This is a genomic window from Paraburkholderia sp. BL9I2N2 (assembly GCF_004339745.1).
Lineage (GTDB): Bacteria > Pseudomonadota > Gammaproteobacteria > Burkholderiales > Burkholderiaceae > Paraburkholderia.
This window is the reverse complement of the sequence record NZ_SMGP01000004.1, coordinates 536,221-562,091: the sequence shown is the minus strand read 5'-3', so window position 1 is coordinate 562,091 and position 25,871 is coordinate 536,221. Positions and strand designations below refer to the sequence as shown.

22 protein-coding genes are annotated in these 25,871 nt (G+C 62.7%); 12 read left to right on the top strand and 10 right to left on the bottom strand.

Annotation, left to right across the window (positions count from 1 at the left end; all coding sequences use genetic code 11):
• Positions 1–64: 64 nt before the first annotated feature.
• A complete protein-coding gene (locus tag B0G74_RS38815) occupies positions 65–1,198 on the top strand; it encodes an alpha-D-ribose 1-methylphosphonate 5-triphosphate diphosphatase (protein ID WP_132382236.1) in 1,134 nt (377 codons plus the stop codon).
• Positions 1,199–1,259: 61 nt separating this feature from the next.
• On the opposite strand, the gene B0G74_RS38810 is transcribed toward B0G74_RS38815, so the two are convergent.
• From B0G74_RS38810 to B0G74_RS38790, 5 genes are all read right to left on the bottom strand, one after another.
• Positions 1,260–1,706 carry a lytic transglycosylase domain-containing protein gene (locus B0G74_RS38810; protein WP_132382234.1) on the bottom strand — a complete coding sequence of 149 codons (447 nt, stop codon included), beginning with the start codon at positions 1,704–1,706 and terminating at the stop codon, positions 1,260–1,262.
• 18 nt (positions 1,707–1,724) lie between these two features.
• Positions 1,725–2,132 carry a hypothetical protein gene (locus B0G74_RS38805; RefSeq protein WP_243658525.1) on the bottom strand — a complete coding sequence of 136 codons (408 nt, stop codon included), beginning with the start codon at positions 2,130–2,132 and terminating at the stop codon, positions 1,725–1,727.
• A complete protein-coding gene (locus B0G74_RS38800) occupies positions 2,129–2,437 on the bottom strand; it encodes a hypothetical protein (protein WP_132382232.1) in 309 nt (102 codons plus the stop codon). Before B0G74_RS38800 ends, B0G74_RS38805 begins: the two co-directional genes overlap by 4 nt.
• A 343-nt stretch (positions 2,438–2,780) precedes the next feature.
• The gene (locus B0G74_RS38795; RefSeq protein ID WP_132382230.1) at positions 2,781–4,595 is read right to left on the bottom strand and encodes a sensor domain-containing diguanylate cyclase; all 1,815 of its coding nucleotides are present in this window, start codon (positions 4,593–4,595) and stop codon (positions 2,781–2,783) included.
• Complete coding sequence (locus B0G74_RS38790; protein WP_132382228.1) at positions 4,595–5,743, bottom strand: extracellular solute-binding protein; 1,149 nt, start codon at positions 5,741–5,743, stop codon at positions 4,595–4,597. The genes B0G74_RS38795 and B0G74_RS38790 overlap by 1 nt, the downstream gene beginning before the upstream one ends.
• 479 nt (positions 5,744–6,222) lie before the next feature.
• On the opposite strand from B0G74_RS38790, the gene B0G74_RS38785 reads away from it, so the two are divergent.
• The 3 genes from B0G74_RS38785 to B0G74_RS38775 all read left to right on the top strand — a co-directional run bounded on the left by B0G74_RS38785 (position 6,223) and on the right by B0G74_RS38775 (position 9,003).
• Complete coding sequence (locus B0G74_RS38785) at positions 6,223–6,465, top strand: hypothetical protein (protein WP_132382226.1); 243 nt, start codon at positions 6,223–6,225, stop codon at positions 6,463–6,465.
• A gap of 379 nt (positions 6,466–6,844) precedes the next feature.
• Positions 6,845–7,627 carry an ABC transporter substrate-binding protein gene (locus B0G74_RS38780; RefSeq protein ID WP_132382224.1) on the top strand — a complete coding sequence of 261 codons (783 nt, stop codon included), beginning with the start codon at positions 6,845–6,847 and terminating at the stop codon, positions 7,625–7,627.
• Between the two features lie 260 nt (positions 7,628–7,887).
• Positions 7,888–9,003, top strand: a complete 1,116-nt coding sequence (locus B0G74_RS38775; protein ID WP_132382222.1) for a succinylglutamate desuccinylase/aspartoacylase family protein — start codon at positions 7,888–7,890, stop codon at positions 9,001–9,003.
• 123 nt (positions 9,004–9,126) lie between these two features.
• On the opposite strand, the gene B0G74_RS38770 is transcribed toward B0G74_RS38775, so the two are convergent.
• Positions 9,127–9,933: a MetQ/NlpA family lipoprotein gene (locus tag B0G74_RS38770; RefSeq protein WP_132382220.1), complete on the bottom strand. Its 807-nt coding sequence runs from the start codon at positions 9,931–9,933 to the stop codon at positions 9,127–9,129.
• 295 nt (positions 9,934–10,228) lie between these two features.
• Here B0G74_RS38770 and B0G74_RS38765 point away from each other — a divergent pair, with 295 nt between their 5' ends.
• Both B0G74_RS38765 and B0G74_RS38760 read left to right on the top strand, forming a co-directional pair.
• The gene (locus tag B0G74_RS38765) at positions 10,229–11,383 is read left to right on the top strand and encodes a porin (RefSeq protein WP_132382218.1); all 1,155 of its coding nucleotides are present in this window, start codon (positions 10,229–10,231) and stop codon (positions 11,381–11,383) included.
• Between the two features lie 299 nt (positions 11,384–11,682).
• On the top strand, positions 11,683–12,498 hold the full coding sequence (locus B0G74_RS38760) for a class II aldolase/adducin family protein (protein WP_132382216.1): 816 nt from the start codon (positions 11,683–11,685) through the stop codon (positions 12,496–12,498).
• Positions 12,499–12,588: 90 nt separating this feature from the next.
• On the opposite strand, the gene B0G74_RS38755 is transcribed toward B0G74_RS38760, so the two are convergent.
• Positions 12,589–13,530 carry an AraC family transcriptional regulator gene (locus B0G74_RS38755; RefSeq protein ID WP_132382214.1) on the bottom strand — a complete coding sequence of 314 codons (942 nt, stop codon included), beginning with the start codon at positions 13,528–13,530 and terminating at the stop codon, positions 12,589–12,591.
• 269 nt (positions 13,531–13,799) lie between these two features.
• Here B0G74_RS38755 and B0G74_RS38750 point away from each other — a divergent pair, with 269 nt between their 5' ends.
• The 3 genes from B0G74_RS38750 to B0G74_RS38740 all read left to right on the top strand — a co-directional run bounded on the left by B0G74_RS38750 (position 13,800) and on the right by B0G74_RS38740 (position 16,252).
• Positions 13,800–14,540: an SDR family oxidoreductase gene (locus tag B0G74_RS38750; RefSeq protein ID WP_132382212.1), complete on the top strand. Its 741-nt coding sequence runs from the start codon at positions 13,800–13,802 to the stop codon at positions 14,538–14,540.
• A 29-nt stretch (positions 14,541–14,569) separates the two neighbouring features.
• Positions 14,570–15,331 (top strand): SDR family oxidoreductase, encoded by a 762-nt coding sequence (locus B0G74_RS38745; RefSeq protein ID WP_132382210.1) that lies wholly within the window; start codon positions 14,570–14,572, stop codon positions 15,329–15,331.
• 72 nt (positions 15,332–15,403) lie between these two features.
• Positions 15,404–16,252, top strand: coding sequence for an SDR family oxidoreductase (locus B0G74_RS38740; RefSeq protein ID WP_132382208.1), 849 nt, complete (start codon positions 15,404–15,406; stop codon positions 16,250–16,252).
• 149 nt (positions 16,253–16,401) lie between these two features.
• Here B0G74_RS38740 and B0G74_RS38735 read toward each other — a convergent pair whose 3' ends face one another.
• The 3 genes from B0G74_RS38735 to B0G74_RS38725 form a co-directional block, all read right to left on the bottom strand.
• Entirely contained in the window at positions 16,402–16,974 is a 573-nt protein-coding gene (locus B0G74_RS38735) for an OsmC family protein (RefSeq protein ID WP_132382206.1), read from the bottom strand.
• A 45-nt stretch (positions 16,975–17,019) separates the two neighbouring features.
• Positions 17,020–17,952 carry a hypothetical protein gene (locus B0G74_RS38730; RefSeq protein ID WP_132382204.1) on the bottom strand — a complete coding sequence of 311 codons (933 nt, stop codon included), beginning with the start codon at positions 17,950–17,952 and terminating at the stop codon, positions 17,020–17,022.
• A gap of 408 nt (positions 17,953–18,360) precedes the next feature.
• On the bottom strand, positions 18,361–19,731 hold the full coding sequence (locus B0G74_RS38725) for an MFS transporter (RefSeq protein WP_132382202.1): 1,371 nt from the start codon (positions 19,729–19,731) through the stop codon (positions 18,361–18,363).
• A gap of 262 nt (positions 19,732–19,993) precedes the next feature.
• Here B0G74_RS38725 and B0G74_RS38720 point away from each other — a divergent pair, with 262 nt between their 5' ends.
• From B0G74_RS38720 to B0G74_RS38710, 3 genes are all read left to right on the top strand, one after another.
• Entirely contained in the window at positions 19,994–21,499 is a 1,506-nt protein-coding gene (locus B0G74_RS38720) for an efflux transporter outer membrane subunit (protein WP_132382200.1), read from the top strand.
• Positions 21,500–21,623: 124 nt separating this feature from the next.
• A complete protein-coding gene (locus B0G74_RS38715) occupies positions 21,624–22,775 on the top strand; it encodes an efflux RND transporter periplasmic adaptor subunit (RefSeq protein ID WP_132382198.1) in 1,152 nt (383 codons plus the stop codon).
• Positions 22,776–22,787: 12 nt separating this feature from the next.
• A complete protein-coding gene (locus tag B0G74_RS38710) occupies positions 22,788–25,865 on the top strand; it encodes an efflux RND transporter permease subunit (protein WP_132382196.1) in 3,078 nt (1,025 codons plus the stop codon).
• Positions 25,866–25,871: the final 6 nt, after the last annotated feature.

Here is a 25,871-nt window from a genome sequence, read left to right as displayed (position 1 = left end):
CATGCGGCGTCAACACAGCAACCACACAGCCACACTCAAGTCTGACTGACTACGGAGCAAGTCGATGTTGATCAGGAACGCTCGCATCGTGACGCGAGACGAAGTATTCACCGGCGTGCTACGCGTCGAAGACGGCGTGATTCGCGACGTCGAGCGCGGCACGACCAGCGCGCGCGAAGCCGAAGATTGGGACGGCGACTATCTGTTGCCCGGTCTGATCGAACTGCACACGGACAATCTGGAGAAGCATCTCGCGCCGCGTCCGGGCGTGCAATGGAATACGGATGCCGCCTTCGTGATCCACGACGCGCAAGTGGCCGCGGCCGGCATCACCACGGTGTTCGATGCGCTCGCCATCGGCTCGCGCACGAACGTGGGGCTGCGGGGCCGCGACTTGCAGACGCAATGCGCCGCATCGCTCACACGGTTTTCCGAGCGCAAGCTGCTGCGCGCCGAACACTTCCTGCATCTGCGCTGTGAAATCGCCACCGCCGACGTCGTGGAAGTGTTCGACTCGCTGTGCGCGCATCCGTTGCTGCGGCTCGCCTCGGTGATGGATCACACGCCGGGTCAGCGTCAGTGGCACGACCGCGAGCAATGGCGCCGCTTCCAGGAACGCAACGGCAAGCTGAGCGACGAACACGTCGCGACCGCGCTCGCCGAACTGTCGGTCGAACAGGCGCGTTACGCCGATACGCACCGCCGCGAGATCGTCGCGCGCTGCAACCGCCTCGGCATTCCGGTGGCGAGCCACGACGACACGCTGATCGAACACGTCGAGCAGGCCAAGGAGGAAGGCATCGTGCTCGCCGAATTCCCGACCACCCGCATCGCCGCCGAGGCCGCGCGCGCACACGGCATTTCGACCATCATGGGCGCGCCGAACATCGTGCGCGGCGGCTCGCATTCGGGCAACGTATCGGCGCTCGAACTGGCGCGAGCCGGCTTGCTCGATATCCTTTCGTCGGATTACGTGCCGTCGAGCCTGATGACCGCCGTCTTCGAACTGGTCGACAAAGCCGGCTGGACCTTGCCGCGCGCGATGGCGACGGTCTCCGCCGAACCGGCGCGCAGCGCCGGTTTGCACGACCGCGGCGCGATCGAAGCGGGTTTGCGCGGGGACTTCGTGCGCGTGACGATGCTCGATAAGCTGCCGGTGCCGCGCGCGACGTATCGCGGCGGGGCACGGATCGTTTGAAGGCTTTTTTATAGGGCTTTTATTGCTCGCCGGGCTCGCGATGCGCGGCTCGCGAGCATCCTCATGGCGTGGACGGCAGTTGCCCCCACGCCACCAGCACCTTCTGAATCCCACGCGCATACGCATCGCGCTGCTTTGGCGTTTCCGAGTGGTAAGCGCCGATCGCGCGCCACGTATTGCCGTGCTTGACCATCTTCTGTTTCAGCAGCCAGGCGGCCACGTACACGTTCACGCACGGATCGATCAGCGCGCGATGCGGCACGCCTTCGCGCGCCAGGTCGTCGAAGTGAATCGAGTTGATCTGCAGCTGACCCACGTCGATCGAACCATTTGCGTTCTGGCGTATCGCGCTCGCGTCGCCCTTCGATTCGTACCACGCAAGCGCGCGCAGCACCCACGGGTTGACGCCCTGATACGCCGCGGCTTCGTTGAAGCAATCGTCGGCCGCTTGCGCGACGCCGCACACCGACAGGCAGGCGAGCGCAATAAGGAAGATCTTCAAGGACATGACGCATCCTTCCGCTAGTTAGTGATAAAGAGTGGCGAGCGTCGGGTCGCCGCCCGATTTACTGGCCAACGCCTGATCGATCTGTCGTTGCACGGAGTCGAGATAGGCACGCGAGGCGTCGGACACGACGATGCGCACGACCGGGCCCGGCGGACTTCTGCGCTCCTGCGTCTGAACCGCCCCATGCGGCTTCTTTCGACGCGTAGCCGGTTTGAGCGGCAAGTCGTCGTCGGTTGCGGGCGGAGGCGGAAGCATGGCGAGCGACGGCAACGGCGGATAAACCTTGTCCGCCGCGGCGGGAAATGCTGCGGGAAATGCGCCGGCGGATTGCAGGTCCGCGCCCGGCTGGCCGGCAAAGGCCGGCGCGCTCAGAAGCGCGGCCAGCGCCAGCAAAATGATGCGAACCGTCACAGTACCCTCCATCATTGAACCGTCCTGATCGACACGCTATACGGTTGACCCACTCCGGCGGTGCGGTTCTCGAAGTTCACGCGGGCCGTGCGCTGTGCGGGCACGCCCTTCCATACCGCCTGATTCAGGTACGCAAAATCCTGCCCCAGCGCGGTCACGAGAACGACGGTGGACTGCGGCTGCGCGGCGGCCAACGCGCCCGCTTTGGCGAGCACGGCGCTGAGTTGCGGATCGCGCGCGCCGAGCGCGTCGGGCGGAATGTCGAAACTGATCACTTCGTTCGGCGCCTTGTCCGTATGGGCCGCAGTCGGCGGAGGCATCTGGGCGCACCCGGCGAACGCGAAAACGGCAGCCAACAACCCTATCTGTCGCTTCACGGCAATCTCCCGTCAAATCCGTTGCTATATCGGAGTTTTCGGCAGGCCCGCGGCAAAGTTGATATCGCGGAAACGCTTCGCCGAAAATCAAAAAGACTTGCCTCAAGATCGGCGCAAACGATTGCTTCGACGCTCGGCAAAGCGAGGATCGAGGCAAAGTTGCCTCGCGGTTTTGCTGGGGAGAGAGCAGCAGGCAGCGCGATCGGAAAGCAATTAGAAAGCAACCGGCAAGCAACCGGCAAGCAGCCAGCAAAGCTGGGCGTGCAGCTCAAGCGTAACAGGCGCATCAGGCCGTCGGCTTGGCCTCGCGCCCTTCCGTTACGCCTACGTCTGCCTGCGCGTGCGCCTGCTCGAGCTGTTCGCGGCGGCGCATTTCGAGCACGACGTGATAGCGCATATAGGCGCAGCGTCCGCCGGATTTGGCCGCGTACATCGCGGCGTCGGCGTTGAGCAGCAACTCCTCGGCCGTGCCGCTGTCGTCGGGGAACTGGCTGATGCCGATGCTCGCGCCCACGGTCATGCCCTGCCCGTCCACCCGAAGCTCTTCGTTCAACGTCGCCATGATCCGCGAGGCAATCGCGGGCGCCGCCTCCGCCGAGCGCGGCCCCTCGATCAGCACGATGAACTCGTCGCCGCCCAGACGCGCCACCACATCCGCGGAACAGAGCACTTGCTTCAAGCGGCGCGCCACCGCGACGAGCACCTTGTCGCCGACGGCATGGCCGAACTGGTCGTTGATCTGCTTGAAGCGGTCCAGGTCGACGAACAGCACGGCCAGCCCTTCCTCGCGCCGCGTCGCTTCGTCGATTGCGCTTTCGAGCTTCTCCATGAACAGCACGCGGTTCGGCAGTCCGGTCAGCACGTCGTGCGTGGCGAGATGCACGAGCTCGCGTTGCTTGGTGTGCAACACGTCCATCTGCGATTTGATTTCGCGGCGCAGCCGGTCGAAGCAGCGCGCCAGCACGCCGATCTCGTCGGTCCGTTTGAGCGGCAGCGTTTCCATGGCGTGCTCGGCGAACAGATGCGTCGCCGCGTACGCGAGAATGTGCAGCGGCTTGGTCAGCGCGCGCGCGAACAGAACCGCAAGGAACAGCGCCAGCACGCTGAAAATCAGCACCATGCGCACGATTCTGTTGCCAAGCAGATTCGCTCCGGACAGGACATCTTCGAGCGGCTTGGCCAGGCCGAGCACGATGAAGCGGTTGCCCTCCAGATCGCCGAACGGCCTGCGCACGAAAGCGAGCACCTGGCCGGCGGCCTGCCGTGGCCGCCCAAGGCCGTTGACCAGCACCTCGCTTTGCGTCTGCTCGAACAGCGGCTTGGTGACGGAGAAACTGTCCTGCATCAGCACGCGCCGGCCACGATCGAAGCCGAAGGTTTTCGACACATCCGGATTAACGAGGAAATCGCCCCACTCGTTAGCCAGATAGACCTGATAATCGCTCGGCAAATCGCTTTGCAGGCGCTTGAACAAACCCGCCAGATCGATGTCGATCACGATCACGCCCACCACTGCGCCATTGGCGTTCGACACCGGCGTGCCGACCCGCAAGGTCGGCTTGCCCTCCGCGGCATGCGTGCCGTACTCGTGGTTGACCGAGATCGGTGAGGTGTAGATGCGGCCCGGCGAAAACGCCAGCGTGTCGAACACGTACGCGAACTGGCCTTTCTCCTGCAGCTTGTTGCCTTCGACGCGCACGAGGCCGTCGGCGTCGCGGTCGAAGCGCACCAGTTCGAGTCCATAGTGCTGGCGCGTGATCAGACGGACTTGCAGGTACTCGGGGTGATGCACCATGAAACTGGAATACACCTGCGCCAGCCGTTCGCGCGCCACGTTCGGGCCGATACCGTCGTCGGTCTGCGCGACCTCCGCCGTGGACGGCATGCTTGCGAGCACGAGCGCGTCGGCGGCGACATCGTCGATCGAGGTGGAAAAGCGCTGGCCGAGCAATTCCGTCGACGTAAGCAGGCTGCGCTCGGCTTCGTTCACGAGCATCGTGCGGTTGGCGCGATACGCGTAATAGCCGGTCGCGCCGGACGCGAGCACGCCGATGCATGCAAGCAGCACGGATAGTTTGAAGGTCAGCCCCGGGCGTATCATCAAAAACGCTCCGACCGGTCCCCGGACACGATTCTGGCCCACAGGTCCTCGCGCCGCTGAATATCTTCGACCGGGCCGATCCACACGATGCGCGCGTTATCGCTATTTTCCGCGGGCGCCGTCAACGTGTTGGCGAGTCCCTGGCGTTGCGTCAGCAAGGCGCTCACGTCCGGTTCGAGCATGTAATTGATCCACGCGAGCGCCAGCGGCTGATCGGCCGCCGCGCGCGTCATCGACCAGCAATCCAGCCACGCGAGCGCGCCTTCGTCGGGAATCACGTAGCCGACGTCGGCTCCCGCGCGGCGCAGCAATTCGACCTGCTGGGTGCCGTAGTTGCCGAACATCAGCGCAACCTTGTGCTGGATGAAAAACGCGGTCGCCTCCTCGGGCAACGTGTAATAGGTCAGCAGATTGCGGCGCAGATCGACGAGCTTGTGCGCGATCGCGCGCATCTGCGCGGCATCGAGCTGAAAAGGATGGGGATAGCCGAGCGCCAGCGCCGTGAACGAGAAATTGTGCTGCGCGCTGTTGAAGTCGAGCACCTTGCCGCGGTAGCGCGGATTCCACAATTCGCGCATGGAGCGCGGCGCCACGGCGACCTGCTTGCGGTCGTAGATCAGGCCCATCGACGAATACGTGAACGGAATGGCGTACGCCTTGCCGCCCGACGTGATGCCGCCGATCGACGCGAGCGCCTGAAAGCGCGGCAATTGCTTTTTGGTGTTCGGCAAGCTGGCGAGATCGAGCGGCGCGAGCAGATTCGCCTGCGTGTAGCGCTGGATTTCCGCGGTATTGGCGGCGAGCACGTCGAAAGGCGGCGCATGTTTGGCGTGCATCTGCGCCCACAGCGCCTCGTCGGAATCGACCAGCGTCACTTCCACTTTGGCTTGATAACGCGTCTCGAAATTCTTGACGACGTCGGCGTCCGCGTAGCCGGGCCATGCCAGCACGCGCAGAATCTTTTCTTCGGCTTTAACCGGCGACGCCAAACAAACGCCCAGGCAGATAACCGCGCCAATCAGAAATGTTAAATATCCCGAACAAACGCCGCGATACGACAAACGCGCGCGCGCCAAGGCGGCAGCGATTCGTGAATGGAAGAATCGTTTACAAAAGCGCTTTTCATCTGCCGTCAACATCATGTGCATAACCAACACCGTTTAGCAGAAGGTCTTTCCGACGAGCGCAAACACGCGGACTCGATCCGCGGACGGGGTGCTCGGTGACTTTCTTCAGACAGATGCGCTCGATGCTGCGTGTAGCGGAGCGCGAGGAGCATCGATGATAGCGCTAAGGAAACCATTTTTGGTTTTTGGCTTAGCCAGAGTCGAAAAAATATCCGGTCGAACGTGATGCATCAAAGCCGCTCAACTGCATTTAACGGCACTTTATGCGGAAACTTTAACTCGCCGCCTATCGATTGAAACGCGCGCAAACGCTGGAATAGCGCGCGATTGTCCGCGCTCAATAACGCCATTCGGAGATAGAGGGCCGCCTCTAAAGAACCCCGCGCCGGCGCCGATAAACTCTCTTGCCCAGTGTCCGCCGCCGGCGGTCGACGGCAGCGTCGCCGGATGTCGCGCGGCCTGTCTCGCGGGCAGTCGAAGAGTCGGACAAGAAACAGACAATGCGCTTGAGCAAAACAGAGTGGATGTGGGTGGCCGTCGCGGCCGGGTCGATTGGGTGCTTCGGCAGTTGGCTTCAGGGCGAAATGAACCGGGCCGCACTCGCGCGCACTGAGCGCGAGACGCCGGACATGCGCGGCACCTGCGCGGGCATGTCCGCGCAGGAGGCGCAGATGATGGACAAGGGCGAACTGTGGTGCGGTGAGGTCGGCGCCGGGCGCGCGGATTCGCTGGGTAAGGAGTAAATAAAGAGTAAATGGCCGGTTTTTAGTCCGCCCGCGCCCGGGCGGCTTGAATCGCGCGTCATTCGGCCGAACTGCAATACGGACGCAATTAGCCAACTTCATTACTACGCGATTACATGCGCAAGGCGAGCGGCCATTCCATCCAATACGCATCACGGCCGCTTTTGAATCTCCACCACACTTGGACCTTAAAAGCTATCCTCCCGCGCCATCCGGTGTTTCACTAGCTACCCAATCTTTTTGAACTGATAAGCTTGGCGCGCGCTGCTGGCCGCCCCGGCTGGCAGCTTCAACCCAAGCCCGGTCGTGAGTCGCGCCGGGTGACTCGCAGCGGTACAACCGCATGCGGGCGTATTTGAACTACACGAGGAGTTAAACAGTGAAAAAACTGCTAGCGGCTTTGACGGTTGCTCTGCTTGCTACCGTCTCGATTGGCGCACACGCTAAAGAGTGGTCGACCATCCGTTTCGGCGTTGACGCCAGCTATCCTCCGTTTGAGTCGAAGGGCTCGGACGGCAAGCTCGTTGGCTTCGACATCGACCTCGGCAATGAGATCTGCGCGCGCCTGAAGGCCAAGTGCGTGTGGGTCGAAAACGACTTCGACGGCATGATCCCGGCCCTGAAGGCGAAGAAGTTCGACGGCGTGCTGTCGTCGATGTCCATGACGCCGCAACGCGCCGAGCAGATCGCCTTCTCGAACAAGCTGTTCAACACGCCGACGCGCCTCGTCGCGAAGAAGGGTTCGGGCATCCTGCCGACGGCCGACTCGCTCAAGGGCAAGACGGTTGGCGTGGAACAAGGCACGATCCAGGAAACCTACGCGAAGACGTACTGGGAAGCGAAGGGCGCGAAGGTCGTGCCGTATCAGAACCAGGACCAGGTCTACGCCGACTTGCTGTCGGGCCGTCTGGACGCAGCGCTGCAAGATGCGGTGCAAGCTGAAATCGGCTTCCTGAAGACGCCGCGCGGCGCCGGCTTCGACTTCGTCGGCAAGAACCTCGACGATCCGAAGATCCTCGGCAACGGCGCGGGCATCGGCATGCGCAAGGAAGACACCGATCTGAAGGCGAAGATCGACAAGGCGATCGCCGACATCATCAAGGACGGTACGTACAAGAAGCTCGAGAAGAAGTACTTCGACTTCGACGTGTACGGCAGCTAAGTTGCCAACTCAACCAGCCATGCGCGTCTGACGGCGCGCCGGCCGGTTTGCCGAAACGGGCTCCGCCACATGCGGAGCCCGTTTCATTTGCGGCGCCGCATAAAACCACACACTGCGTCATATCGGCTAAGATCGTGCGATCGAGGCGCCCGCAAGGCGCCACCCGCCGGCCCCGAGACTGACCGGCCGCCAAGCAAGTTTCCCCACTGTTATCAACGAGATAGCGCGGCACGCCTTACCTGGCCGCGGATTTGAAAACTATGCAAACCCAAACCCATCCGCTGATTGCCCCGACGCTCGGCACCGCCCGCAACCTCATGAGTTTCCACTACGGTCCCGGCGGCGGGCAGAAGATCTACATCCAGTCGTCGCTGCATGCCGACGAGTTGCCCGGCATGCTGGTGTCGTGGGCGCTGCGCCGCAAGCTGGCCGCGCTGGAAGCCGCCGGCAAGCTTCGCGGCGAAGTCGTTATCGTGCCGGTGGCCAATCCGATCGGCCTGAACCAGCACTTTCTCGGCCATCTGACGGGACGCTTCGAAACCAACACCGCGCAGAACTTCAACCGCAATTTCCACGATCTGTCGGCGCTGGTGCAGCCGGTGATCGAGTCGCGCCTGACCGACAACGTCGACGCCAACCGCACCGCCATCCGTACGGCCATGCGCGAGGCACTCGACGCGCAACAGCCGGCAACCGAACTCGAATCGCAGCGCCTCGCACTGCAAAAGCTTTCGTACGACGCCGACATCGTGCTCGATCTGCACTGCGACTGGGAAGCCGCGATGCACCTCTACACGAATCCGGATCTGTGGCCGGAAGTCGAGCCGCTCGCCTGCTACCTGGATGCCAAGGCCTCGCTGCTCGCGCTCAATTCGGTGGGCAACCCGTTCGATGAAATCCACAGCTTCTGCTGGTCGGATCTGCGTGGCCGCTACGGCGACCGCTTCCCGATTCCGAACGGCTCGATCTCGGTCACGATCGAACTGCGCGGCCAGCGCGAAGTGTCGTACGAGTACGCCGAGCACGATGCCCAGGCGATCATCGAATACCTGACCTCGCGTGGCGTGATCGACGGTACGCCCGCCCCGCTGCCGCCGCTCGAATTCGCCGCCACGCCGCTCGCCGGCGCCGAGCCGATCGTCGCGCCGATGAGCGGCGTGCTGGTGTATCGCTGCGAAGTGGGCACCTGGGTCGACGTGGGCCATGAGATCGCCGATATCGTCGATCCGCTGACGGAGCAAGTCGTCACGCTGAAGAGCAGCGTGGCCGGCGTGCTGTACGCACGGCATTTGACGCGCTTTGCGACGGCCGGCCTGGAGTTCGCGCGCATCGCCGGCGCGAAGGCGTTCCGCAGCGGCTCGCTGTTGAGCAACTAAAGCGCAACCGTGGACGGTGCCGCGTTGCCGCGCATTGCACCGGTAAAAGCTTGAGCCGAAAGACAAATCGCCCGCTGTTTCAGCGGGCGATCTGCTTTTGCACTCCGTGTGTCGAAGCCGCGCTCAGAAGGCCGGAATGATCGCGCCTTTGAATTGCGTATCGATGTACTTGCGCACTTCGTCCGACTCGTACGCCGCCACCAGCTTCTTCACCCACGGCTGATTGCGGTCCTGCTCGCGCACCGCGATCAGATTCGCGTACGGGCCTTTGAGGTCTTCGATCGCGATCGCGTCTTTGGTCGGCTGCAGGCCGGCCTTGACCGCGTAGTCGGTATTGATCGACGCCGCGTTGAGATCGCCGAGCGCGCGCGGCAATTGCGCGGCGTCGAGTTCGACCAGCTTGATCTTCTTCGGATTCTCGGCGACGTCGAGCGGCGTCGCGTTCACCCCGTTCGTGCCGACGCCCGGCTTGAGTTTGATCACGCCGTACTTCTGCAGAAGCAGCAGCGCACGGTTGCCGTTCGACGGATCGTTCTGGATGCCGACCTTCGCGCCTTCCGGCAAGTCCCTGAGCGACTTGAATTTCTTCGAATAGAAGCCCATCGGCGACACATAGGTCAGGCCGACGTTGACGATCTTGTAGCCGCGCTGCTTGATCTGGCTGTCGAGAAACGGCTGGTGCTGAAAACCATTGGCGTCGAGATCGCCCGCGTCGAGCGCCGCGTTCGGCTGCACGTAGTCGTTGAATTCGATGACCTTGACGCTCAGACCTTCGCGCGCCGCCACTTTCGTCACGACCGTCCAGATTTGCGCGTCGGGACCGCTCATCGTGCCGATCTTGAGTTGTTTGTCGTCCGCGTGCGCGAACGTGGCCGTCAGCGAAATGGCCGCAATAGCGAGCAGGTTCTGGCTGATTCTCCGGCGTTGCATGCGTTGCCCCACGTGTGATTTGTTGATAGGCGCGCATCGTCGCATGCGGACGGGGCGCCCGAAACCAATCGTTTTTCACACGCTTATATGCACGATCCGGAAAAAGCTTATACGCGCATGGCCTGCGTGATTTGAGCGGGCGGCGCCATGTGAGTGTCGCGCCGGCGCGACAGATTTCAAAAATAACCCATGCTGTCACATACCTTACTCTGCGTTCCCTTAAATTTCGGGCCATCGCACGACCTGACCAAAGAGTTCGGCGCCGCGATCGCTTAATTTTTAATCGGAGAAAGTCTTGAACAAGAAAGTATTGACCGCCGCTACTCTCGCCGTCTTCGCCACCGCCGCCCACGCGCAAAGCAGCGTCACGCTGTATGGCTTGATCGATGCCGGTATCAGCTACGTGAACAACTCGAAGACCGCAACGGGTCACGACAACCTCTTCAAGTACGACGACGGCGTTTCGCAAGGCAGCCGTTGGGGCCTGCGCGGCACGGAAGATCTGGGTGGCGGCCTGAAGGCGCTGTTCGTCCTGGAAAGCGGCTTTAACAGCGGCAACGGCACGCTCGGCCAGGGCGGCGCGCTGTTCGGCCGTCAAGCTTATGTCGGTCTGTCGAAGGACGGCATCGGCTCGCTGACGTTCGGTCGCCAGTACTCGTTTTCGACGGACTATCTGGGCGGCAACTACTCGACCGGCGGCCAGACCGTCGCGGGTAACTACGCTTACCACATCAACGACGTCGACCAGTTGACGTCGAGCCGTATCAACAACGCAGTCAAGTTCAGCAGCGCGAATTTCGCGGGCCTGACCTTCGGCGCGATGTACGGCTTCTCGAACCAGGCAGGCGCATTTGCCGGCGCACCGACGGTCGGCACGACCGCCGGTTCGTCGCGTGCTTATAGCTTCGGCGTGAACTACGCCAACGGCCCGTTCGGCGTCGGCGCGGCTTACACGGACATCCGCTTCCCGGGTCAGGCAACGCCGGCCTTCTCGACGGCGATGGCCAACGTGACGACCGGCACGGTGCGCGATCTGCGCACGTTCGGCGTCGGCGGCCGTTACTCGATCGGCGCAGCGACGCTGTGGGCGTTGTACACGAACACGCGCTTCGAGCCGATCACGGGTGGTTCGACGACGTTCGCCGCCTATGAAGCAGGCGCGAAGTACGCGTTCACGCCGGCTCTGACGGCAGGCGCGGGCTACACGTACATGCACCTGAGCAACGCGAACACGGGCCACTGGAACCAGGTGGACCTGAGCGTCGACTACGCGCTGAGCAAGCGTACGGACGTGTATGCACTGGGTATCTACCAGATCGCTTCGGGCCACAACGCGGCAACGGGCGATGTGCAAGCGCAGATCGGTTCGAGCACGAGCTACTTCAACACGTCGGGCACGGGTTCGGACAACCAGTTGGCGTTCCGCGTCGGTATCCGTCACAAGTTCTAAGCGGGTCTCTCTCAGCGGGGAACGCGAGTTTCCTGCTGGATCGAGGTTCTTGAAAAACGCCCTGCGGGGCGTTTTTCTTTTTGGGCGAGTTCCTTTTTTATCGGAGATCATTCGCCCCGTTGTTTTTGGCTTCCGATAAAGGCGCGAGACCATGCGCGAGCATGGTACGGCCCAAGGGACTGGTCCTCGCCGACGATAACGGCGTATTGTTTACCGAAGCCGCGACGCTTGCCAACCCGTCTCGCCGCCAGCGAACATTACGCACGCGACTGCAAGTGCGAACCTCGGAGCCTTCTCAAATGCAAACGACCCAATTATCCGACCCAGCGCCGGAATCGCGCGCAGCACGCAGCACGCAATCCGATAGCGAGCAGCATGTGCGGGAGGAACTGGCCGCGCTTTACCGGCTCGTCGCGCATTTCCGCATGACGGACATGATCGACACGCACATTACCGCGCGTCTGCCGAGCGCGCCGGGTGAGTCAGCCGCCTTCCTGATCAATCGCTATGGTGTCCTGTTCCACGAGATGCGCGCTTCGGATCTGGTGAAGATCGATCATCAGGGCAAGGTCGTCGACGAGCGCGCGCAAACCGAGCCCGCATTGTTCCGCGTGAACGCCGCGGGTTTCACGATCCACTCGGCGATTCACGCCGCGCGGGACGACCTGCATTTCGTGATCCACACGCACACGGCCGCCGGAACCGCTGTATCCGCTCAGGAACAAGGGCTGCTGCCGATCAGCCAGCATGCCTTGAAGTTCTACGGCAAGCTCGGCTACCACGATTACGAAGGCATCGCGCTGGAACTCGGCGAACGCGAACGTCTGGTCCGCGATCTCGGCACCTGCAAGGCGATGATCCTGCGCAATCACGGATTGCTGGCCGCAGGCGCCACGGCCGCCGAAGCATTCCATGAGATCTACTTCCTCGAACGTGCCTGCCAGGCGCAGATTCAGGCATTGGCCGGCGGCAGCGCCTTGCGCATCCCGCCGCGCGAAGTGTGTGAACTGACCGCGAGCCAGTTCGATCGCGAGGATTCGGCGGAAATCGCGGAGCTGGCGTGGCAAGCCGCGCTCCGTCTGATCGACGACCCGAAATCCGATTACCGCAGCTAGCGTCATCCTCCGTTGCCGTTGCCTTTGTGCTCAGCGCCGGTGCCCGGTCTGAGCGCCGCAACTCGCGCGCAGCATGGGTGAAGCCGGCTATCAGTGAGACGCGACAAAATCGTCGATCTTCGCGGCGGGCGAAAGCGCGAAAGACGCTCGCATGTCCCGAGCCTCGTCCACCGGCGAGCGTCCAAAAAACCGCTTGAATTCGCGGCTGAACTGCGACGGGCTCTCATAGCCGACTCGCGCCGACGCGGACGCGGCAGTCAAGCCGTCGCGGATCATCATGAGGCGCGCTTGATGAAGCCGCGTCGACTTGATGTACTGGATCGGAGAGGTCTGCGTGACGGCCCGAAAATTGGCGTGAAAAGCCGGCACGCTCATGCCGGCTTCGTCGGCGAGACGGCTGACATCGAGTGGCTCGGCAAAGTCCGTGTGGATCCGCCGCAGCGCCTTGGCCACCCTGCCGAAGCGGCCTTGATGGGCGAGCGCCGCTCGCATCGCCGCACCACGCTCCCCCACCAGGACCCGATAGCAGATTTCGCGCACGATTGCCGGCCCGAGCACCTGGGCATCGAGCGGCGAGCTCAGCGCCCGTAGCAGGCGTAACGTAGCGTCGGCAAGATCGCCCTCCAGCGGCGTGGAGACGATCCCAAGCGGCGTGCCTTGCTGCTGGCACGCCGCTTGATCGATCGCCAGAATCAGGTCGGTCAGATCGGTGAGATCGAGCCGCAGCGACACGGCCAGCATCGGCTCGGACTCGCTCGCCTCGGTTTCCGTCGAAAACGGCAGCGGTACCGACAGAATCAGGTAGTGCTGCGCATCGTAGACGTACACCTCTTCGCCCAGAAAGCCCAGCTTGCGCCCCTGGCACACGATCACGATGCTGGGTTCGTACAGCACGGGCGTGCGCCCCAGCGGCCGGTTCGAGCGCATGAACCGCACCGATTCCAGTGCGGACTGGGTGTACCCCTCATTCGGCGCCAGACGCCCAAGCAGGCTCACCATTCTTGTGGAAACCGGGTTGTCGGCAACGGTCACGAGAACTCCTTTTTTTGCGAGGTCAGGTTAAGCGATTCCGCCGGACTCGATCAACGGGCAACAACCCACGTCGATAGGAATAGGCAATACCGCCATTGTCGCGTGTATTCGCACGCAGGTGGCCGGCTCATAAGATGGGTCATCGGTTGCACAGTGCTGCCGAAGGTCTCGAGAGAGACGCCGCCGCGATTGCCCTGCTTCCTGATGTACGGCCTTCGCGGCGCCCCTCGGACAAAACCTGCACGAACTATCGGAACGGAGAACGCACCATGACAACGCAAACCAACCAACCCAAGGTCATCCTCATCACCGGGGCAAGCAGCGGTATCGGCGAAGCAACGGTTCGGCTGCTCGCTGCCCAGGGGCATCAGCTCGTGATCGGCGCACGGCGCACCGAACGACTCGCGGCGCTGGCCGAAACAATCCAGGCGAGCGGCGGCTCGGTTCATTATCGAGCACTCGACGTCACGTCCGCCGCCGACGTGAACGCTTTCGCCCAGTTCGCGCTAGACACCTTCGGCCGTATCGACGTGATCGTCAACAACGCCGGCGTGATGCCTTTGTCGCCTTTGAGCTCGCTCAAAGTGGACGAGTGGAATCGCATGATCGACGTGAACGTGCGCGGCGTGTTGCACGGCATCGCCGCGGTACTGCCGACCATGGAGCGCCAGGGGTTCGGCCAGATCATCAATATGTCCTCGATCGGCGGGCTGGCCGTCACGCCGACGGCCGCCGTGTACTGCGCCACCAAATTCGCCGTGCGCGCCATCTCGGATGGCTTGCGGCAGGAAACCGACAAGATTCGCGTGACCGTGATCTGCCCGGGCGTCGTGGAGTCGGAGTTGGCCGAATCGATCTCCGACGAAACGGCGCGGGCCGCAATGCGTGACTTCCGCCGGATCGCGTTGACCTCCGACGCCATTGCGCGCGCAGTCGCCTATGCGATCGAGCAGCCGGCGGATGTCGACGTGAGCGAACTCGTCGTGCGTCCGACGGCAAGTCCTTTCTAACCATCCCCTTCCCCCAGGAGAAATTCATCATGACCTCATCTGCATCCACAGACCAAATGTTCGCCGGCAAGGTCGCCATCGTCACTGGCGCGGCTAGCGGCATCGGACTCGCCACCACCGAGCTACTGCACGGCCAAGGCGCCACCGTGATCGCCGTCGATCGTGGCGCCAATGTCGAAGCGTTGGCCCAGCCGGGGATCGTGCCGCTCATCGCCGACGTCGCGCATGAAGAAAGCGCGGTGCGTGCGGTGTCGACAGCGACAGAACGCTTTGGGCGGCTGGACATTCTGGTCAACAACGCGGCCATCATCATCAACAAGCCGGTCATTGACATGACGCTCGACGACTGGAACGGCATTCAGGCAGTCAATTCCACCGGCGCGTTCCTTTTCTCGCGCGAGGCAATGCGCGCGATGATGCCGGCGAAGACGGGCGCGATCGTCAACGTGGGCTCATATGCGTGTTATCAGGCGTTTCCGCTGATCGCCGCTTATGCGGCGTCGAAAGGCGCGCTCGCCCAGTTGACGCGCGCCATGTCGCTCGAAGCGATCGATCACGGCATTCGCGTCAATGCGGTCGGATCGGGCGATGCGGTGACGAACATCACGAACCACATCCACGAAGACGGGCCGGCTTTTCTCGCCGCGCACGGCAAGAGCGCGCCGATCAAACGGGCGGCCGATCCGCAGGAAATCGCCGAAGTGATCGCCTTCCTGGCTTCCGATAAAGCCAGCTATATCGTCGGCGCGGTGGTGATGGCCGATGGCGGAATGAGCGTGGCGCTCAAGTGATTCATGGCCGAGTTCCTTTAAACAATTGGCCTCCATTAATTTCGCATGACTGATCTATCAAAGGACATCATCATGAGCAAGTCTGCAAAAATCTGGTTTGTCACCGGCGCGTCGAAAGGCGTCGGCCAACGACTCGTACGGCAACTCCTCGCGGGCGGCGATCGCGTCGCGGCGACCTCGCGAACCGTAGCGTCGCTGACCGAAGCGATCGGCCCGGCTTCCGGGCAGTTTCTTCCTCTGCAAGTGGATCTCACCGACGACCAGAGCGTGCGATCCGCTATCGCCAGGACGATCGAAACCTTCGGCAAGATCGATGTGGTCGTCAACAACGCCGGCTATGCGCAACAGGGCACCGTTGAAGGGCTTTCCGACGAGGAGCTTCGGCAAAACTTCGACATCAACCTGTTCGCCCCGCTGACGGTGCTGCGGCATGCGCTTCCGCACCTGCGTGCCGAGCGCGGCGGGCACGTGATCAATATCGCTTCGATCGTGGGTTTCCAGGGCGGCTACGCCGGCTGGGGCAGCTATGTGGCGAGCAAGTTCGCCATCGCCGGCCTGACGGAGTCGCTGGCCGCCGAGGTGGCCGAGTTCGGCATCAAGGCAACGGTGGTGTATCCGGGGCCGGTGCGCACGGAGTTTTTGTCGAGTGGCGCGCTAGCGGTAGCCGAACGGCAGATCGACGAATATACCGAGGCCAAGGCATCGCTCGATCTGCATCTCGGCACGCTGCACGGTCGTCAGGCAGGCGACCCGGACAAGCTGGCCCTGCTGATCATCCAGGCCGTGGATGTAACAGAGCCCCCGTTGCACCTGTTCGCCGGCAAGATTGCGAACGAACTGGCGGCGCAAAAGACCGCGGCGGTCCAGCACGATGTCGACGCCTGGAAAGGCTCTTCCGCAGCGACGGATTTCGTCGAGTAACTTCAAGCCTGAACACGTGCCGAAAAGTTGAAACCGGTGAGCGTCGGTGAACGCGTATGACCGTTCACCGGACAGCTGAGTTGGCGATCCACAGTTGGAAGGCGGTGCGACAGAGACGATTCCAGTCGCGCCGCCCTACATCGCGAAGCTCACCCGATCACAAGCGTGGGTTTCAAGGAGACGGCATTCGCCAGATTGTAGAAGTTGGGAGAAGTGGCCATGACAGCGTCGTGGATTTCGGCGAACTGTTCCCTGGTACCGCTGCCCTTGATACGAACGGTATAACGCAGGCTCTCGTAACCGTTTGCCACCTTCGGGTCGAGCCCAAGAAAGCCTCTAAGGTCGATGTCGCCCTCCGTTTCAATCTCGAGAGATTGGAGCGTGATTCCGCGAACAGCGCACTGCGCCACGTAACCCACCGTCATGCAAGCGTTCAGCGCCGCGATCAGATGCTCCTGAGGATTGGCGAACTGGTTCGAGCCGCCGAGTTCGAGAGGTTCATCGATATCGATCGTGAATCGACGCGACACGTCCTGCCCGCCGATCGCGAACCCCTTTACCTCGGAGTGACTCCGGGCCTGGCCCTTCCAGGTCGTGGCAACGCGCCAACTGGTGTTGGCTTTCGACGCATCGCCCTTGACGCCTTCGATCAGGGAGAACAGGTCGTCGACGTTGAGGCCGTTGACGATGTTAGTTTCATGGGTCTGTGCATTGGCATTCATGTTCCATCTCCTCTACAAACGTGGGTTGTTCAGCTTCAGAAAGTCTTATTGCAGGGTGGCGAGCGCAGTCTGGATGCGCATGGCCTGGTCTTCGGAAATAAGGCTATAAAGCACCTCCCTGAAATGAGGGTGACGTACACCCGAGTGAATGTATTGCCACCGGTAGGCCTCGAGGAAATTCGCTTCGATCGACAGCGTTTCCGCTTCATAGACCGCGCGGCCGCAGTTGGCCACGAAGTAACGCGCGTCGGCTACGGCCTGCGCCTGCAGAATGCCGTCGATCGCGACGACCAGTTCGATGAACTCGTCAACAGCCTTGTCGCGATCGTTGGCCGTGACAGTGGCGTCATGACGTTCCCATTCGAGCTCGTCGAGAATGGCGTGTTGACTCTCCTCCTTCCAGTGGTAAAGGAATACATTCTTGAATAGTTCGGAAAGCTGACCGTCTGGGTCAATGCTATGGCGATAGTGAAGCTGCGTGAACAGTTCGATATGCAGCGTCAGCGCCAGCACGGCCCAGGTGCTCTTGCCGAGGACCACGGCGGCAATGGCATCAGGGTCGACGTTGAAGCGATAGCCAGCGGGCAGCGTTTCACCGACCAGCATGTCGATGCGGCGAAACAGCGCCTGATGTTTAAGCTCCTCGTCGCTAAAGCGGACCAGCGCCTCGAGCGCCACCTGGTCGCCGAGCCAATAGTCGCGGCTGACCTCCAGCACCTTGGCGTTGATGAAGCGCTCCACCAGTCCGAACACGTTGGCATACGTGCGTCCCTGAATCTGGCTGACAAAGCGCTTCTCGCTATCCGAGAGCGTGATGAAATTCGGAGCCAGTGAGAGCCCGTCTGGCAGATACTTCTGCGACGTGTCAAAAGTGCGGCCTCGAATCACGTCACGGTCGATGTCCCAACTGACCATCTTCGAAGCGCGAATGCACCGCGCGTAACGATCGCGGTCGGTGAGTCGCGATACTGCATTCATAGCATTTCTCCCAATATGGATCGTCATGCGGCGGGGCCGTGAGCGTTCATCTACCGGCCTGAAGGCAGGCGGCTGACCTAGCATTCCGGTGGCTCAAATGTACGATTGGGAGAGGCGAGGTTCTATGATCAGGTCGCCGTAAGATATGACCGAAACGCCTGATCGGATTCGACGCATGTGAAGGAACATTGTGTCGGGCATGGCACGGGGCACGCTGGCAATCTGGCCAATGGACGCAATGAGGCACCGGTCAGGTCGCGCGCCCGCGGATGTTGTCGAGGCATGTAGGACCAGAGGTAGCGGGAATTGGCGTGGTGGGAATGAAGACAGGCAATGCGAACCCGGGCCGGGCCGGCCCGACCCGCTCTGACCGCGGCCTATTGATGGAAGCCGCGGCAAGCCGACTAATCATGCGGCTGGAGTGGCGTGCCCGCTATCGCCCATCGTCCGCGCATCGTCGTATTCCTGCGAGATGTCTTTGTTCGTGTAGTCACCCAGCCGCGAAGCGGCGATCAGGCTGAGCACCGAGCACACCAGCACATAGCCGGCGATCGCATAGCCCGAATGATAGTAAGCGAAGAGCGCGGTCGCAATCAGCGGCGCGGGGCCGCCTGCAATGACCGAAGCCAACTGGTAGCCCATGGACGCCCCGCTGTAACGCAGCCGCCCCGTGAACGATTCGGCGATCAATGCAGCTTGCGGACCATACATCATCGAATGCGGTACCAGCGAGAGCACGATGGCCGCAAAGATCCACATTGGATTCCTGGTGTCCACCATGCCGAAATAGAGGAAGCCGAATACACCGACAGCGGCGGCACCGATCATGTACATCCGCCGCCGCCCGATCAGATCGGACACATGGCCAAACAGCGGGATGGTGACGAATTCCAGCACGGAAGCCGCCAGCACCGCCGTCAGCAGCAGGTCGCGTGTCACGCCCAGCGTCGTGACGCCATAAGTGAAGACGAAGGCCGTGAAAATGTAGAACGGTGCCTGTTCCGCCATGCGCGCAAAGGCCGAGAGAAGGATGTCTTTCGGCTGGCGGCGCAATACCTCGAGCATCGGCGTCTTCTCGATCTTGTGTTCGGCGAGGAGCCGCGCGAAGATCGGCGTCTCGAGAATATTCAGGCGGATGTAGAGGCCGATCGCGACCAGTACGATGCTGAGAAAGAAGGGAACGCGCCAGCCCCACGTCAGGAAAGCACTGCCGGAGATCTCGCTCATGGCCAGCACGGCGAGATTGGCCAGGAACAGTCCCGCCGGCACCCCGAACTGCGGCCAGGAGGCGACGAAGCCGCGGTGCGCGTTGGTGCGCGCCCATTCCATCGACATCAGGACCGAGCCACCCCATTCGCCGCCGACGCCCACGCCCTGGATGAAACGCAGCACCGTGAGCGCGACGGCGCCCCAGATGCCGATCGTCGCATAGGTCGGAACAAAGGCCACGGCAAACGTGGCGAATCCCATCAGCAACAGCGTGACGATGAGCGTGGCTTTACGTCCGATGCGATCGCCGTAGTGGCCGAAAATAGCCGCGCCAACCGGCCTCGCTATAAAGCCGACGGCGTAAATCAGGAAAGCTTGCAGTGTGCCGACGAGTGGGTCTGATCCGGGAAAATACAGCTTCGCGAAAACCAGGCCGGTGACCGTACTGTAGAGGAAGAAGTCATACCATTCGATCGTAGTGCCAATCGTGCTGGCGATGACGGCGCGGCGTAACTGCCGCCGAGCGTCCTGATCGGAGAGGGGCGTCGCCCCTGATTGCGTGGCAGCCATTTGATCCCCCGAAAAAAAGGGCGATATTCCAGTATAGACCGTTTGCGCGATGGGAGATTCCGGTTGCGGCAGGTCGAGCGCGCTGCCTACGTGATCTCGTGTGCGAGCGCAGCAATCGACCGTGCTAGGCTACGCGTAGCTATCGTCCCGCATGGTAAATTCCGGCGTCAGGCAGGAAAAGAAACACCGAACGTTCACGTTGCCCGAATATCCGCGTCCGCTCGCTCGTTTAGTCAGAACGCAGGCGATACAAGGTGGATCGATGACCGACGTTAACCCGCGTATTGTCAGGCAGCGGCGCCTGTGCGTCGCCCTATGCGGCTGCGCCGCAGTGGCCGGCTGCATGGTCGGTCCTGACTACCGCTCTCCCCCCGCGCCCGCTACCGACACCTACACCGCCTCGCCGCTGCCCGAGCAGACGGCCTCTTCCCCGGGAGCCGCCGGCTTGCCGCAGCGCTTCGTGCCGGGACAGGACATTCCCGCCGCCTGGTGGGCGCTCTTTCATTGCGAGCCGCTCGACACGCTGATCCGTCAGGCGCTCGTCAACAGTCCGAACATCGCGGCGGCGCAAGCGGCCCTGCGGCAGGCGCGCGAGAACTTCTCGGCGCAAGCGGGCGGCACCCTTCTGCCCAGCGTCGACGCGCAACTCGGCGCCACGCGCCAAAAATTCAACGGCGTCACATTCGGCGAGCCCGGGCTCGTCGAGGAGTTCAATCTCTACAACGCATCGGTGAACGTGTCGTACAAACTCGACGTGTTCGGCGGCACCCGGCGCGCACTCGAAGCGGTGCACGCGCAAGTCGATTACCAGCGCTTCCAGTTGCAGGCGGCCTATCTCGCGATGTCGGCGAACATCGTGACCGCGGCCGTCAAGGAGGCGTCGCTGCGCGCCCAGATCGAGGCAACCGAGCAGATCGCCGCGCAAGAAGACGAGCAACTCGGCGTACTCGGCAAGCAGTTCGAACTTGGGGGCGTGGGCCGTACGACGGTGCTCGCGCAGCAGACCCTGTTGGCGCAGACCCGCGCCACGCTGCCGCCGCTGCAACAACAACTCGACCAGGTGCGTCACCAGCTCGCCATGCTGGCCGGCAAACTGCCCAGCGACACCGCGTTGCCCGAATTCAGGCTCGAGATGTTTTCGTTACCCGAAACGCTGCCTGTCAGTCTCCCGTCGGCCCTGGTGCAACAGCGGCCCGACATTCTCGCCGCCGATGCCGTGCTGCATCAGGCCAGCGCGCAAATCGGCGTGGCCACCGCGGCGATGTATCCGCAGATCACGCTGTCGGCCAGCTACGGCGCCGAGGCCCTCACGCCGGCACAGGTGTTCAAAGCCGGCAGCACGATCTGGAGCATCGGCGCCGGCCTGCTGCAACCGGTCTTCCACGGCGGGCAACTGAACGCGCAGAAGCGCGCGGCCGAGGCGGCGTACGAGCAGGCCGACGCGCAGTATCGTGAAACGGTGCTGCTGGCGTTTCAAAACGTCGCGGACTCGCTGCGCGCGCTCGATCACGACGCGACCGGCCTGAAAGCGCAGACGGATGCCTGGCATGCCGCCAACGACTCGCTGGAACTCACGCGTGGGCAGTACCGCGTCGGCGGCGTGAGCTATCTATCGCTTCTCGATGCCCAACGCCAGTACCAGCAAACAGTGGTGAGCCTCGCTCAGGCTCAGGCAGCCCGCTACGCCGACACCGCGGCCCTCTTCCAGGCGCTCGGTGGCGGCTGGTGGAACGCCGCCGCGCCGGCCACCGCCGCGGCCACGCATTGACGCATTGCCATAGCCCGACAGGACACTCGCTTCACCGCTCTTTGCAACACGCGCCGTCAGAAACGAAGGAACGAATGGACGAACCGTCCGGCGCTTTCGCCCAATGCCGTGCAAGGACATCACGATGACCGAAAGAAAACCGCTGACAAAACGGATGGTGATCATGCTGATCTGTGTCGGCCTGCTGCTGGCCGCGCTCGTCGGCTTCAACGTGTTTCGCACGCATATGTTCGCCAGGTTCATGGCGGGCAACTCGGCGCCGCCCGCCACCGTCTCGGCAGTCGTCGCCGGCTATCAGCAATGGCAGCCGCAGCTTGCGGCGGTCGGCAGCCTGCGCGCCGTGCGCGGCGTCGATGTCACCACCGAAGTCGCGGGCCTCGTGCGCGAGGTGGCATTCAGTTCGGGACAGGAAGCGAAAGCCGGACAAGTGCTCGTCAGGCTCAACGCGGACAGCGACGTGGCGCTGCTCCAGTCGCTGCAGGCAGCCGCAGAACTCGCGCAGACGGTCTACACACGCGACAAGGCGCAGTACGACATCAAGGCGATCGCCAAGGCGCAGCTCGAAGCCGACGCCGCCGACCTAAAGGGCAAGAAGGCGCAAGTCGCGCAACAGGCCGCGCTTGTCGACAAGAAGATCATTCGCGCGCCGTTTGCGGGACGTCTCGGCATCACCACGATCAATCCGGGGCAGTACATCAATCCGGGCGATGCGATCGTCACGCTGCAGGCAATCGACCCGATCTACGCCGATTTCTACGTGCCGCAGCAGCAGCTCGGCCAGCTCGCGATCGGCCAGACCATCGTGGTCGACACCAATGCCTACAGCGGGCAAACGTTCAAGGGCAAGATCCAGTCGGTCAGCCCGAAGGTCGACAGCACCACGCGCAACGTGCAGATCGAAGCCAGCGTGGACAACCACGAGCGCAAGCTGCTGCCGGGCATGTACGCGAACGTGAAGATCGACGCGGGCGCCGGACAGCGCTACCTGACGCTGCCGCAAACCGCGATCACTTACAACCCTTATGGCGCGACCGTGTTCATCGTCAAGCCGGGCACCCAGCCCAACGCGCAGGGCAAGGCGCTGCCCGTCGCGCAGCAGGTGTTCGTCACGCCTGGCCCGACGCGCGGCGATCAGGTCGCGATCCTCAAAGGCGTCGACGCCGGCGCGCAGGTCGTGACGAGCGGTCAGCTCAAGCTGAAGAACGGCACGCCGCTCGTCATCAACAACAGCGTGCAGCCGTCGGACAATCCGAACCCGGCGCCCCAGGAACAATAGAGAGACCGCGCGATGACCTTCACCGATCTCTTTATCCGCCGGCCCGTGCTTGCCTCGGTCGTCAGCCTGCTGATCCTCGTGCTCGGGTTGCGCTCGCTGGCCGCGCTGAAAGTCAGCCAGTATCCGCAGACCGAAAACGCCATCGTGACGATCACCACGGCCTACTACGGGGCGAGCGCCGACACCATCGCCGGCTTCATCACGCAGCCGCTCGAGTCGGCGATTGCCCAGGCGCAAGGCATCGACTACATGTCGTCGACGAGCAGCACCGGCGTGTCGACCATTATCGCAACGCTGCGCCTGAACTACGACGCGAACCGCGCGCTGACCGAGATCAATACGCAGATCGGCTCGGTGCGCAACCAGTTGCCGCCGCAGGCGCAGCAGCCGGTGCTGACGATACAGACCGGGCAGACCACCGACGCGATGTACATGGGCTTTTACAGCGACGTGCTGCCGAGCAACAACGTCACGGACTACCTGTTACGCGTCATCAAGCCCAAGCTCGATTCGATCGAAGGCGTGCAGACGGCCGAAATCCTCGGCGGCCGGCAGTTCGCGTTGCGCGCGTGGCTCGACGCGACGCGGCTCGCCGCCCACGGCGTGACGGCAGCCGACGTCTTCACGGCGCTCGGCAACAACAACTATCTCGCGACGCTCGGCACGACCAAGGGGCAAATGGTCAGCGTCGATCTGAACGCGGGCACGGACCTGCATACCGTCGACGACTTCAAGCAACTCGTCGTCAAACAGAAGAACGGCGCGATCGTGCGCCTCGAAGACGTCGCGAACGTCGTGCTCGGCGCCGACAGCTACGACTTCAATGTCGCGTTCAGCGGCAAGCGTTCGGTGTTCATCGGCATCAAGGTCGCGCCGGACGCCAACATTCTCGATGTCGCCAAGCGCGTGAAGGCCATCTTTCCGGGGCTGCAGAAGCAGTTCCCGACCGGCATGACGGGTGAGATCGTTTATGACGCAACCGATTTCATCAACACCGCGATCGTCGAAGTCATCAAGACGCTGGTCGAGGCGCTGCTGATCGTCACCGCGGTGATTTTCCTGTTCCTCGGCAGCTTGCGCGCGGTCGTCGTGCCGCTGATCGCAATGCCGTTGTCGCTCATCGGCACGTTCTTCGTGATGCAGTTTCTCGGCTATTCGATCAATCTGCTGACACTGCTCGCGCTCGTGCTCGCGATCGGGCTCGTGGTGGACGACGCAATCATCGTGGTCGAGAACGTCGATCGCCACATGAAGGAGGAAGGCAAGGCGCCATTCGAGGCCGCGCTGATCGCCGCGCGCGAACTCGGCGGCCCGATCCTCGCGATGACCGTCGTGCTGATCGCCGTGTATGCGCCGATCGGTTTTCAGGGCGGCCTGACCGGCGCCCTCTTCACCGAGTTCGCGTTCTCGCTGGCCGGCGCGGTGACGGTGTCCGGCGTGATCGCGCTCACGTTGTCGCCGATGATGTGCTCGCGCTTCTTTCGCGCGGACCAGGAGTCGGGACGCTTTGCGCGCTTCGTCGACCGCCAGTTCGAACGCCTTCATCGTGGCTACGGCCGTCTGTTGCATGCGACGCTCGACACCTGGCCCGTATTCACCGTGATGGGCGCGCTGCTGCTCGGCGGCACGGTCTACCTGTTCATGACGTCGAAATCGGAACTCGCGCCGCAGGAGGATCAGGGCATCGTACTGTCGCAGATCCAGGGGCCGCCGAACGCGACCATCCAGCAGATGCAGACGTACGCGGACCAGGTATTCGACATATCCAAGGCCTTGCCTGAATACGCGCAGATGTTCCAGCTCACGGGCTCACCGACACTCAACCAGGGGATCGGCGGGGTGCTGTTCAAGACATGGGATCAGCGCAGCAAGGGCGCGACCGCGTTGCAGCAGGAATTGCAGCAGAAATGGAATGAGATTGCCGGGGCACGTGTCGCGGCATTCCAGTTTCCGCCGCTGCCGGGCTCACAGGGCTTGCCGGTGCAGTTCGTCATCAGCACGACCGAGCCTTTCGAGAACCTCAACGAGGTATCGCAGGCAGTTCTGCAACAAGCCCGCGCGAGCGGGATGTTTTTCTTCGTCGACAGCGATCTCAAGCTCGACAAGCCGGAAGCCACGCTCGTCGTCGACCGCGACAAGGTCGCCTCGCTCGGCCTCTCGCAGAGCGACGTCGGGCAAGCCCTCGGGTCGGCGCTCGGCGGCGGCTATGTCAACTACTTCTCGATCGCCGGGCGCTCGTACAAGGTGATTCCGCAGGTATTGCAGACCGACCGCCTGAATCCTTCACAGGTGCTCGATTACTACCTGCGCACGCCGGACGGCAGTGTCATGCCGGCTTCGACGATTGCGCATCTCGAACACAACGTCGTGCCGGAATCGATCAACCACTTCCAGCAACTCAACTCGGCGACGATCTCCGGCGTGATCGTGCCGGGCGTGTCACAAGGCGAGGTACTCGACTTTCTGCGCAAGGCGACCGCACAGGCGGCACCAGCAGGCTATTCGGCGGACTACTCGGGGCAATCGCGGCAGTTCGTGCAGGAGTCCGGCGGTTTTGTCATCACGCTGATGTTCGCGACGATCATCGTGTTCCTAGCGCTCGCGGCCCAGTTCGAAAGTTTCCGCGACCCGATCGTGATTCTGATTTCGGTGCCGATGGCGCTCTTCGGCGCACTGATCTTCATCAACATCGGCTTGACGACGCTGAACATCTACACGCAGGTCGGGCTTGTCACGCTGATGGGGCTCGTCAGCAAGCACGGCATTCTGATCGTCCAGTTCGCCAACGAACTGCAACATGCCGGCAGATCGAAGCGCGAAGCCCTGGAAGAGGCGGCCGGCGTGCGGCTGCGCCCGATTCTGATGACCACGGCGGCGATGGTGCTCGGCGTCCTGCCGCTCGTGGTCGCCTCCGGGGCAGGCGCCGCGGGCCGCAATGCGATGGGCCTCGTGATCTTCACGGGGCTGTCGATCGGCACGCTCTTCACGTTGTTCGTGGTGCCCGCGATGTATATGTTTCTCGCCGCCGATCATCATCAGGACGCCGGAGCGCCGAAGGCGGGTCAAGGCAATCCAGCGGATCACGCTTGACGCCAG